Source organism: Nocardia lasii, from assembly GCF_042658545.1.
Lineage (GTDB): Bacteria > Actinomycetota > Actinomycetes > Mycobacteriales > Mycobacteriaceae > Nocardia > Nocardia lasii.
Window position 1 is genome coordinate 22,001 of record NZ_JBHSQN010000006.1, and the last position, 12,393, is coordinate 34,393.

At 68.5% G+C, this 12,393-nt stretch carries 6 protein-coding genes; 3 read left to right on the forward strand and 3 right to left on the reverse strand.

Annotated features, from left to right (window positions below):
- Positions 1–125 precede the first annotated feature (125 nt).
- Positions 126–1,025, forward strand: a complete 900-nt coding sequence (locus ACFP3H_RS11495; protein WP_378603808.1) for a cutinase family protein — start codon at positions 126–128, stop codon at positions 1,023–1,025.
- Positions 1,026–1,101: 76 nt separating this feature from the next.
- Here the strand turns inward: ACFP3H_RS11495 and ACFP3H_RS11500 are convergent, their stop codons facing one another.
- From ACFP3H_RS11500 to gltB, 3 genes are all read right to left on the reverse strand, one after another.
- The gene (locus ACFP3H_RS11500; protein WP_378603810.1) at positions 1,102–1,377 is read right to left on the reverse strand and encodes an RpnC/YadD family protein; all 276 of its coding nucleotides are present in this window, start codon (positions 1,375–1,377) and stop codon (positions 1,102–1,104) included.
- A gap of 228 nt (positions 1,378–1,605) precedes the next feature.
- Entirely contained in the window at positions 1,606–3,078 is a 1,473-nt protein-coding gene (locus tag ACFP3H_RS11505) for a glutamate synthase subunit beta (protein WP_378603812.1), read from the reverse strand.
- Positions 3,071–7,738: a glutamate synthase large subunit gene (gene gltB, locus ACFP3H_RS11510; RefSeq protein WP_378603815.1), complete on the reverse strand. Its 4,668-nt coding sequence runs from the start codon at positions 7,736–7,738 to the stop codon at positions 3,071–3,073. The genes ACFP3H_RS11505 and gltB overlap by 8 nt, the downstream gene beginning before the upstream one ends.
- A gap of 911 nt (positions 7,739–8,649) precedes the next feature.
- Here gltB and ACFP3H_RS11515 point away from each other — a divergent pair.
- Together ACFP3H_RS11515 and ACFP3H_RS11520 are read left to right on the forward strand one after the other, a co-directional pair.
- Entirely contained in the window at positions 8,650–10,485 is a 1,836-nt protein-coding gene (locus tag ACFP3H_RS11515; RefSeq protein WP_378603818.1) for a DUF4407 domain-containing protein, read from the forward strand.
- Between the two features lie 179 nt (positions 10,486–10,664).
- Positions 10,665–12,272, forward strand: coding sequence for an adenylate/guanylate cyclase domain-containing protein (locus tag ACFP3H_RS11520; RefSeq protein ID WP_378603821.1), 1,608 nt, complete (start codon positions 10,665–10,667; stop codon positions 12,270–12,272).
- The last annotated feature ends 121 nt before the right edge of the window (positions 12,273–12,393 follow it).

Here is a 12,393-nt window from a genome sequence, read left to right on the forward strand (position 1 = left end):
ACATCCCGCCCCGGCATCGGTGCGTCCAGTCACAAGATCGACATGTCATGTGGCACCGAAGAGCCCTTGCGCCTATTGTGATTCGCGGCGAGGTCTGGGGAAAGCAAACGTTGAACTGGAGCGGTATGCAGGTGAAGAAGGTCGTCGCGGCTCTGGGAGCGACCGCGGCGATGATGACCGGAATTGTTGTCGGCAGCTCGAGCGCGCACGCGGCGCCCGCCTGCCCGGATCTGTATGTGGTTGCGATTCCCGGTACTTGGGAAACCGGCCAGAACAAGCCTCCCGGGCCCGGCATGCTGTCCGGGGTCACCAACGGTCTACCCGGCAACACCGACGTCGACTACGTCACCTACGCCGCCACCGCGTTCCCGTGGGAAGGCGATGTGTACGGCAACTCCAAGAAGCAGGCCGTCGCCGCCGCCCGCGGACTGATCAGCGCGAAGCTGGCCGCCTGCGGTAACACCAAGGCCGCGCTCGTCGGCTACAGCCAGGGTGCCGACGCGGCAGGCGATCTCGCCGCCGAGATCGGCACCGGCATCAGCGTCATCCCGCAGGACCGGATCGCGGTCGTCGGCCTGATCTCCGATCCGCGGCGCTCGCCCACCGACATCCAGGTCGGCCCGTACGCGGCAGGCGCGGGCGCCGGTGGCGCCCGACCCGGCGGTTTCGGTTGGTTGCAGGATCGCACCCGCACGATCTGCGCGGTCGACGATCTCTACTGCGCCACCGCCACCGACGATTTCGTCACCCGCTTCGCCGGGTTCCTGGCCCAGAGCTCCGACGCCAACCCCGCCAACCTGTGGCGCTACCAGCTCGAAGCCGCGGCGATCATGAACGACCTGATGGCCCACGGCGGCGTCCCCACCCTCCAGTCCCAACTCACCGACGCGGCCAACCAGAAGCGCGCCAAGGACCTGGAGAACTTCTACCGCTCCCAGGCCCACACCCTCTACGGCAGCTACTCCGTAGGCGGCGGCCACACCGCCATCACCTGGATGCACAACTGGATAGCCCAACACGCCTGATTTCCCCCGAAGAGCCCGGTACCACACCTCGGTACCGGGCTCTTCTCGGAAGGGACGACCGAATTGAAGGCGCGGGTCAGTCGAAGAGGTCGGCGGCGCAGGTGACGGTGAGTGCCTGGACCAGCCAGTTGTCGAGTTGGTCGAGGTCGGTGGTGGCGGTGAGTTCGGCTCGCTGGGACGCGGACAGTTCGATGCCCCGACCGGTGAGGACCACCAGGATCGAGTGGGCGGCCTGTTCCGCGCGGCCTTGCTCCAGGCCTAGTTCCAGCCCCTGCTCGACGCCTTGCGCGCGGCCCTGGGCCCGCAGCCGCTGGGCGGATTCGGATCGGAAGAACGACAGGTCGGTGGCCATTTTATCCCTCCAGAGCTTGGCGGCTTCGGTGTGTGAGATGCCCTGTTCGACGAGTTGGGAACGAGCTCTGTTCTACCGCAACAGTATCGGGGAACGGGACCTGGAGAATACGGACGGCGTGGGTGACGGCGACCGCGTCATGAGCTGACCATGCGCAGAAGCTATCAGTTCTGGACAGTAAAACGCCCGCGGACTCGAGAGTCCGCGGGCGCCTTGGTTGTTCAGCGGTCAGCGCTGGGCTACTGCTGTCGGGGGGATCGGCGCCGGGAGGGCGGTTTCGCCCTCGAGGTACTTGTCTACCGCGGAGGCGGCGGCTCGGCCTTCGGCGATGGCCCAGACGATGAGGGACTGGCCTCGGCCCATGTCGCCCGCGACGAAGACGCCGGGGATGTTGGTCGCCCAGTTCTTGTCGCGCTGGACGTTGCCGCGGCCGTCGTAGCCGACGCCGAGGTCGGTGAGCAGGCCGGGCTTCTGGGGGCCGACGAAGCCCATGGAGAGCAGGACCAGGTCGGCCTCGAGGGTGAAATCGGTGCCTTCGACCTTTTCGAAACGGCCGTTGGACATCTTGACCTCGTGGGCCTCGAGCCCGGTGACCTTGCCGTCCTTGCCGACGAAACGCTCGGTGTTCACCGAGAACAGCCGTTCGCCGCCCTCCTCGTGTGCCGAGGCGACCCGGTACATGAGCGGGTAGGTCGGCCACGGGGTCGAACCGGCGCGCTCCTCGGGGGGACGCGGCATGATCTCGAACTGGTGGACCGACTCGGCGCCGTGGCGGTGCGAGGTGCCCAGGCAGTCGGCGCCGGTGTCGCCGCCGCCGATGATGACGACCTTCTTGCCGCGCGCGTGGATCGGCGGCAGGCCGTCTTCGTCGGTGATGTCGTCACCGAGCTGGACCCGGTTGGACAGCGGCAGGAACTCCATCGCCTGGTGGATGCCGTCGAGCTCGCGCCCGGGGATCGGCAGGTCGCGGGCGATGGTGGCGCCGCCGGCGAGCACGATCGCGTCGAAACGCTCCCGCAGCTGCTCGGCGGTGATGTCGACACCGACGTTGACGCTGGTCTTGAAGATGGTGCCTTCGGCTTCCATCTGGGCCAGGCGCCGGTCGATGACCGACTTCTCCATCTTGAATTCCGGGATGCCGTAGCGCATCAGGCCGCCGATGCGGTCGTCACGCTCGAACACGGTCACGGTGTGACCGGCGCGAGTGAGCTGCTGGGCGGCGGCCAGACCGGCCGGACCCGAACCGACGACGGCGATCTTCTTGCCGGTCAGGCGGGTCGGGTACACGGGGGTGACCCAGCCTTCGTCGAAGGCGTTCTCGATGAGCTCGACCTCGACCTGCTTGATGGTCACCGGCTGCTGGTTGATGCCGAGCACGCACGACGCCTCACACGGGGCGGGGCACAACCGACCGGTGAACTCCGGGAAGTTGTTGGTGGCGTGCAGGCGGTCGATGCCCTCGCGCCAGGCGCCCTTGTAGACCAGGTCGTTCCATTCGGGGATCAGGTTCCCGAGCGGACAACCGTTGTGACAGAACGGAATACCGCAGTCCATGCAGCGGCTGGCCTGCTTCTGGAGGGTCTCCTTGGTGAAGGAGTCCTCCTCATAGACCTCTTTCCAGTCCATCAGTCGCAGGTCGACCGGGCGACGGGTCGGGGTTTCCCGAACGGTGTGCTTCAAAAATCCCTGTGGGTCAGCCACGAGCCGCCTCCATAATCGCCGCGTCGACATCCTTGCCGGCCTTTTCGGCTTCGGAGATGGCGAGCAAAACCTTCTTGTATTCGCGGGGCATGACCTTCACGAAATGGTTCACCTGCTGGGACCAATCGCTCAGGATGCGTTCGGCCACAGCCGAACCCGTCTCATCACGGTGGGTGGTGATGATGTCGCGCAGCCAGGTGAAGTCGTCACCGGAGAGCTGCTCGATGGCATCGGCCTGATCCGGGTTGACCCGCTCGGGCAGTGTGGCATCGGGGTCGTAGATGTAGGCCACACCGCCGGACATACCGGCGCCGAGGTTGCGCCCGGTGTCGCCGAGGATGACCACGCGACCACCGGTCATGTACTCGAGCGCGTGGTCGCCCACACCCTCCACGACCGCGGTGGCGCCGGAGTTGCGGACCGCGAAGCGCTCACCGACGACACCGTTGATCAGGATCCGACCGCTGGTGGCGCCGAACATGATCACGTTGCCCGCGATGATGTTGTCCTGGGCGACAAAGCTTTCCGGTGCGTCGAGCGACGGCCGGACCACGATGTGGCCACCGGACAGACCCTTGCCGACGTAGTCGTTGGCGTCACCGTGGACCCGCAGCGTGATGCCCGCCGGGACGAACGCGCCGAAGCTGTTGCCCGCCGAACCGGTGAAGGTGATGTCGATGGTGTTGTCGGGCAGGCCCGCGCCACCGTAGAGCTTGGTCACCTCGTGGCCGAGCATGGTGCCGACCGTGCGGTTGACGTTGGTGATCTTGGATTCGATCTTGATCGCCTGGCCACGCTCGAGCGCGGGGGCGCTCTGGGCGATCAGCTCGTTGTCGAGCGCCTTGTCCAGCCCGTGGTCCTGGGTGGTGGTGCACCGGGTGTTCTGGTTCATGAACGCCGTTTCCGGCATGTCCAGGATCGGCGACAGGTCCAGCTTGGCGGCCTTGTAGTGCGCCTTGGCCTTGGCGGTGTCGAGCAGATCGACCCGGCCGACGGCCTCGTCGAGCGTGCGGAAACCGAGCTCGGCGAGCAGTTCGCGGACCTCTTCGGCGATGAACATCATGAAGTTCTCGACGAATTCCGGCTTGCCGGTGAAACGCTCACGCAGCACGGGGTTCTGGGTGGCGATACCGACGGGGCAGGTGTCGAGGTGGCACACGCGCATCATGACGCAGCCCGAGACGACCAGGGGCGCGGTCGCGAAACCGAACTCCTCGGCGCCGAGCAGCGCGGCGATCATCACGTCGCGGCCGGTCTTCATCTGACCGTCGACCTGGACCACGATGCGGTCGCGCAGGCCGTTGAGCAGCAGCGTCTGCTGGGTCTCGGCCAGGCCGAGCTCCCAGGGTCCACCCGCGTGCTTCAACGACGTCAGCGGCGAGGCACCGGTGCCGCCGTCGTGGCCCGAGATGAGCACCACGTCGGCGTGCGCCTTGGACACACCGGTGGCGACCGTGCCGACACCCGGCTCGGCGACAAGTTTCACGTGAATCCGAGCCTGCGGGTTCGCGTTCTTCAGGTCGTGGATCAGCTGTGCCAGATCCTCGATCGAGTAGATGTCGTGGTGCGGCGGCGGGGAAATGAGACCCACGCCCGGCGTGGAGTGGCGCACCTCGGCGACCCACGGGTACACCTTGTGCGCGGGCAGCTGGCCGCCCTCGCCCGGCTTGGCGCCCTGGGCCATCTTGATCTGGATGTCGGTGGCGTTGGTCAGGTAGTGCGCGGTGACGCCGAAGCGACCCGACGCGACCTGCTTGATCGCCGACCGACGCCAGTCGCCGTTGTCCTCGACCTCGAAGCGAGCGGGGCTCTCGCCGCCCTCGCCGGAGTTCGAGCGGGCGCCGATGCGGTTCATCGCGATGGCGAGGGTCTCGTGCGCCTCGGCCGAGATGGAGCCGTAGCTCATCGCGCCGGTCGAGAAACGCTTCACGATCTCGCTGGCGGGCTCGACCTCGTCGATGGAGATCGACGCGCGCTGGCCGGTCTTGAACTTGAACAGACCACGCAGCGCGGCGAGGCGCTCGGACTGATCGTCGACCAGCTTGGTGTACTCCTTGAAGATCGAGTACTGGCCGGTGCGGGTGGCGTGCTGGAGCTTGAACACCGTGTCCGGGTTGAACAGGTGGTACTCGCCCTCGCGACGCCACTGGTACTCGCCGCCGACCTCGAGCTCGCGGTGCGCGCGCTCGTTGCGGTTCTCCAGGAACGCGACGCGGTGGCGGATGGCCACCTCCTCGGCGATCTCGTCGAGACCGATGCCGCCCAGCGGAGAACGCAGGCCGGTGAAGTACTCGTCGACCAGGTCCTGGGCCAGGCCGATGACCTGGTACAGCTGGGCGCCGTTGTAGGAGGCCAGCGTGGAGATGCCCATCTTCGACATCACCTTGAGCACGCCGTTGCTGGCCGCGGTGCAGTAGTTCGCGACGGCCTTGCGGTAGTCGGCGGGCAGGTCGCCGGTGCTGCCGGGGATCTGCAGCGAACCGCGCTCGAGCATGTCCTCGATGGTCTCGAAGGCCATGTACGGGTTGATCGCGGCGGCGCCGAAACCGATCAGCAGGGCCATGTGGTGCACCTCGCGGGCGTCACCGGCCTCCACGACCAGGCCGACCATGGTGCGGGTGCGCTCGCGCACCAGGTGGTGGTGCACCGAGGAGGTGAGCAGCAGCGACGGGATCGGCGCCAGCTTCTCGTTGGACTCGCGGTCCGAGAGCACGATGATGCGCGCGCCGCCGTCGATCGCGGCCGAGACCTGGGTGTTGATGGCCGCCAGCGCCTTGCGCAGACCCTCGCCGCCCTCGGCGACCGGGTACAGACCGCGCACGACCACCGAGCGCAGGCCCGGCTGGCTGCCGTCGTCGTTGATGTGGACGAGCTTGGCCAGCTCGTCGTTGTCGAGAATGGGCTGTTCGAGCGCGATCTGCCGACAGGAGTCCGGGCCCGGGTGCAGCAGGTCGGCCTCGGGGCCGAGGTTGCGCTTGAGGCTGGTGACGACCTTCTCGCGGATGGCGTCGAGCGGCGGGTTGGTGACCTGCGCGAACAACTGCGAGAAGTAGTCGAACAGCAGACGCGACCGGTTCGACAGCACCGCGATCGGGGTGTCGGTACCCATCGAGCCCAGTGCCTCGCCGCCGGTCTTGGCCATCGGCGTGATCAGCAGGTTCAGGTCCTCGGTGGTGTAACCGAAGATCTGCTGACGGATCAGCACGCGGTCGTGCGACATGTGCACGTGCGGGCGATCGGGCAGGTCGGCCAGGCGGCTGACGCCCTCGTCGAGCCACTGCTGGTACGGCTCGGCCGTGGCCAGCTCGGTCTTGACCTCGGAGTCGGTGAGGATGCGGCCCTGCTCGGTGTCGACCAGGAACATCTTGCCCGGCTGCAGGCGGATCTTCTGGACCACGGTGGCGGGGTCGATGTCGAGCACGCCGACCTCGGAGGCGAGCACGACCAGGCCGTCCTCGGTGACCCAGATGCGACCCGGGCGCAGACCGTTGCGGTCGAGCACGGCGCCGATCTTGGTGCCGTCGGAGAAGCACACCGCGGCCGGGCCGTCCCAGGGCTCCATCAGCATCGAGTGGTACTCGTAGAACGCGCGACGGGTGGGGTCGAGGTTCTCGTTACGCTCCCACGCCTCGGGGATCATCATCATGATGGCGTGGTGCAGTTCGCGACCGCCAAGGTGCAGCAGTTCGAGCACCTCGTCGAAACGCGCGGTGTCGGAGGCGCCGGGGGTGCAGACCGGGAAGATCTTCTGCAGGCGGTTCTTGCCCGCCTCGTCCTTGCCGAACACGTCGCTGCGCAGCAGGGCCTCGCGGGCGCGCATCCAGTTCTCGTTGCCGGTGACGGTGTTGATCTCACCGTTGTGGGCGACCCGACGGAACGGGTGCGCCAGCGGCCACGAGGGGAAGGTGTTGGTGGAGAAGCGCGAGTGCACGATGCCGATGGCCGACTCGACGCGCTCGTCCTGCAGGTCCAGGTAGAAGGCGCGCAGCTGGGGCGTGGTGAACATGCCCTTGTAGATGAAGGTCTGGCCGGACAGGCTCGGGAAGTACACCGATTCCTTGCCGACGGTGCCCTCACCGGGACCGGCCTGGCCGAGCTCGTGCTCGATCCGCTTGCGGATCACGTAGGCGCGACGCTCGAGGTCCATGCCGGAGAGCTGCTCGGCGGAGTTCTTCGGCGAGCCGATGAAGATCTGCCGGAAGGTCGGCATCGCGTCGCGGGCCAGTGCGCCCAGCGAGGACTCGTCGATCGGGACCTCACGCCAGCCGAGCACGGCGAGGCCTTCTTCGACGACGATCTTCTCGACGCCGTAGGCGGCGCGCGCGGCTTCGCGACGGGCCTGCGGCAGGAAGGCGATGCCGGTGGCGTAGGAGCCCGCCGGCGGCAACTCGAAGGGTGCGGCGCTCTCGGCGATGATCTCGCGGAAGAACCGGTCCGGGAGCTGGATCAGGATGCCCGCGCCGTCACCGGAGTTCGGCTCGGCGCCCGCGGCACCGCGGTGCTCCAGGTTCAGCAGGGCCGTGATGGCCTTGTCGACGATGTCTCGACTGCGTCGTCCGTGCATGTCGGCGACGAACGCGACGCCGCAGGCGTCGTGCTCGAATGCCGGATCGTAGAGCCCGGTGACTCCGGGTGACCTGTGGCCAGGAAGTTGCGTCATGCCTCTGCCTTCAAGAAAGTCGGCTGTCGATGTCGGCCACCCAGCAAGCTGAGCGTGGGCCCTTCGTCGTTTCGCCTCCGTCAAGACTGCGTCCGTACGTTCCGGGAATCAGCGGCGATGGTGATTCTCGGCGTCGACGTAGTTGGGGTGCTCAGAGGTAACGGGATGCTTACTTATCCCTTACCTCTGCGCGTGGTTTCACCCGTTACTCTTGGCCCGGTTTCACCGGCCCTCGAATGGGTGGTTGGCCGAACCTGGGTGCGTTCGGCGTAAGAGCAAACGATAAGTCAGACCGAACACCCAACCAACTAAGGTTGTGCTAAGTTGCCCGTCTAGCTGGGCTTTGTACCGGCTGCTTGCATCGTCGCGCGCGTCGTCCAGTGTAAAGCAGACAGAGCGCCGGATCGATCCCCGATAAGGCGCGCCCACCTGCGATAACCTCGCGAAGCGCCAGGCGTGAAACGACCGCCGACACTGGGCCGAAAGCCGAACTCACCTGCACCGCAGCAGGTTTCCCCGCCGATGACCTGGTCAAACCTCCGATCTCCGCTAACCGGGGGTGGGGTCGGTGAGATATTCCCGACACGGGCCCCGACGAGCACGCCAGCCAGCCGACCGTACGGTCTGTATTGCTTTTCGTGCCCTACAGCACACCGCTGGCTAACTTTCCGACAGTGTCGTTCGACACAAAACAGTCCTCTACGGTGCCCCGGGGCGGCTCGCCGTACGCGACACGCCGAGATCAGCGCGGAAATATATCTCGCGGAGAGTAAAAGGCCCCCGGCATTGTGAGGCTGCCCACAACCGGCCACCGGATGCTCGGTGTGTCGCCGCCGGGCCTGTCACGCTGGCACAACGAATTCATGTCAGTTTCGCCATGCCACGTGGAGCGCACGACCCGGGGAGAATCAATGACCGGCCTACTCACCTGGCTCGGCGGCGGCCTCGCCTCGCGGCGCCGAGACCCCGAAATCGGTTCCGACCTGGCCTTTCGCCAGGAGCAGGGCCGCTACTCGGTCACCGGCGCGGCGGTGCTGTCCTTCGCCGTGGTCGCGGGTCTCGTCGGGCTGTTCGCCCTGCTCGACGCCCAGGTCGCCGTGGTCGGGGTGGTGCTGTTCGCGCTGGTCGTCACGATCGGCGCGGGCGCGCTCGGTCGGGCGCTGGCCACCACCCCCTCGGGGGCCGACGCCGATCGGTTCGGGCTCGTGGCCCGGATCGGGGTCGGCGTGCTGGCCGGGATCTTCGTCGCCGAACTGGCCGCGACCGTGCTGCTCGGCGGCACCGTCGACCGGGAACTGGACGTGCGCGCCCAGGCGAGCGCCGAAAACGCGCCCGCCGTGGTCGCCGCCCGCACCGCGCTGGACGCCGCGACCGCCGACCGCGCCGCCCTCGACGTGAGCATCGCCGGCGCCCAGGCCGATATCGACCGGTCGCTGGTGATCGCGCGCTGCGAGTTCAACCCCACGCCCGACTGCCCCCAGACCCGGATCACCGGCGTGCCGGGACGCGGCCCGGAAGCCCAGACCGCCAACGACATGCTCGACGACGCCCGCAAGCAACTCGCCGCCGCCCAGGGCCGCACCGCCGGCCTTGACCAGCGGGTCAGCACCGAGACCGCCGCCCTGACCGCCGCGCGGACCACCGCCTTCGCCGAGGGCGACCGTGGGCTCGGCGCGCGCTGGCTGGCGATGAACAGCTACACCACCGCCCACGCCGGCGCCGGTGCGCTGCGCCTGCTGCTGCTGGTGGCGGGCATCGCGGCCGCCCTGTTCCCGCTGCTGCTGCGCTGGTGGCGCGGGGAGACCTCGCTGGATCGCCGGGCCGAGGCCGAGGAGGTCGCCGACCGCGCCCAGCGCGAGGCCGACGCCGCCATCGCGGTGAAACGGGCCGAGGTCCGCACCGAAACGGCCGTACTGCGCGCCGAGCACGAGCTCGCCGCCGCGCAGCTGGCGATCGAAGCCGATACCGTGATCGATCGAGAACGTCAGCGCACCAGGATCATCGCCGCGATCGGCGGTTTCGAGCTCGGGTTCACCGAGCCGCATCGAAAGGACGACTCCGTGGCTCTGGAGCCGAACATCCCCTCGCAGCTGCCCCCCGCCTACGCGCACCAGGCACTGCCCGCCGGTTCCACCGGGGCGCTCGTCCCCGCCCAGCAGGCCCCGATCCAGCAGGCGCCGGCGCCCGCGCAGGCACCCGCCGGTGGTGGCGGTCTGGAACTGCCGATCATCGGCACGGTGCCCTTCACCGACACCGCCGCCCGCTGGATCCGCCCGCTGGTCCCCGCGTTCGTGGCCAATGCCTTCGACTCGGCCACGCACCCGATGCGGACCGCGCGACAGGCGTTCGAGGAGGTCGAGGAGGTGACCTTCACGCTGCGCCGCACCCGCAAGGTCACCGTCGACACCCAGGATTCCGCCGCTGCGCAGCAGCAACAGGTCCCCGTCGGCTACCAGCTGCCCGGTCAGCCCGCGCAGGGTTTCCTGCCGCCCGGCGCCTACCCCCAGCAGCCGCAGTACCAGCAGCACTATCAGCCCTACGCCCAGCAGCTCGCGGCGAATGTGGTCGACGCGCCGTCGAGCCGGTTCCATCCCGACCCGCGCCAGTACCCGTCGGCGCCCGCCTACACCGCGCTGCCCGCCGGTCACGGCAACGGCCTGCCCGAGGCGGACGCCAACGACGAGCTCGCCGGCGGGACGACCAACCAGCTGCCCGGCGGTCGTCGCCAGCTGCCGCCCGCGCGCTGAGGTAGCCGCCGCGTCGAGTGGACGCTTGTACACCGCTTCGGCGGTGGCCGGCGGCGCCGCACCCGAGCCGGTGGCGGGTCACAAAAAGGCCCGCGACCAGTTTGTATAGCACTCCGAGTCGCTAAGTGACCTGCGTAACTCTGCGGTTGTGTGTCGTCGCGTCGGTTTACAGTTCGAGGGTGATCAACCGCGAGGGACCGGCGGGCGCGACGCGAGCCGCGCCGTGGGGCTCACCGCTGCTCGGACCCGCCGACGAGAAGTCGATGGCCCGCCGCGTTCGCGTGCAGCTGCTGCTCACCATTCCGCTGCTCATCGCGAACCTGATCGGCATCACGATGGTGGTGGTGCTGGCCGGGTTCGTGCTGCCGGGCCCGACCGTGTTCACCGAGGAACTGCTGCTGGTCAACGCCGTCTTCACGCCGCTGTGCGCGGTGCTGGCGCTGGCCACCGGCACCGTGTGGGGCACCGTGGCCGGGGTGCGCTCGATGCGCTGGGCCACCGACACCGAGCGTGTGCCCACCCCCGCCGAACAGCAGGTGACCGTGTCGGCGCCGCGCTGGATGGTGCTCCAGCAGGCCGTGCTGTGGACCGTGGCGATGGTCGTGCTCACGATCGTCTACGGGGTGCTCGAGCCCGCGCTGATCCCCAAGGTGGCCCTGGCGATCGGCGCCTCGGGCATCGTCGTGTGCGCCAACAGCTACCTGATCATCGAATTCGCGCTGCGCCCGGTGACCGCGCGCGTGCTGGCCGCCGACCCGCATCGCCGCCGTGGCATCGGGGTGTTCGGGCGGACCATGCTGTCGTGGTTCGTCGGGGTGGGCGTGCCGGTGGCGCTGACCATGACGGTCGCGGTGTGGGCGCTGGCCGATCCGGCGGTGAGCAAGGCCAGGCTCGCGGTGTGCATGCTCAGCTTCGGCGGATCGGCGCTGCTGTTCGGGCTGATCCTGATGGCCCAGGTGGTCGCGGCCACGGTGGCCCCGATCAAGGGCGTGCGCCAGGCGCTGCGCCGGGTCGAGAACGGTGACCTCGACGCCGAGGTCGCCCTCTACGACGGCACCGAACTGGGCGAATTGCAGAGCGGTTTCAACACGATGGTGCAGGGTCTGCGCGAACGCGCCATGATCGAGGACCTGTTCGGCAAGCACGTCGGCCACGATGTGGCGATGGCGGCCATCGCCTCGCAGCCGGTGCTCGGCGGCACCGAAACCGAGGCCGCCGCGCTGTTCATCGACATCATCGGCTCGACCACCATGGCCGCCACCCTGCCCGCGCCGGAGATCGTCGGCATCCTGAACCGATTCTTCGACATCGTGGTCGACGAGGTGGAACGGCACGGCGGCCTGCTCAACAAGTTCGAGGGCGACGCGGCGCTGGCCGTCTTCGGAACGCCCGCGCCGCTGGACGATCTGGCCGGATCGGCACTGTCGTGCGGTCGGGCCATCCAGCGCCGGTTGCGCGACGCCTCCGACCTCGACGCCGGGATCGGCGTGGCGGCGGGCCGGGTCGTGGCGGGCAACGTGGGCACCCACAACCGATACGAGTTCACGGTGATCGGCGACGCGGTGAACGAGGCGGCCCGGCTGTGCGAGCTCTCCAAGCAGCACGACGAGCGGCTGCTGACCTCGGCGACGACGGTGGCCGCGGCGGCGGACAGCGAGGCCGCGCAGTGGGTGCTGGGCGAGAAGGTGACCTTGCGGGGCCGCTTGCAGCCCACCCAGATCGCGCTGCCACGGTTGGCGGGGAGCACGGGCGGCGAGTCCGCTCGGGGCGCGGCACGGTCCCGATAGGCGAACCAGCGCGCGCCGCGAAAACCACTACACTCAGCGGCGTGCGTCCTGCCACTGTCGCGGTGGGCGCCGTCGGGGCGGGAAGCGATCCGACAACGGCGCCTGCGCCGGTGTCCTCTGT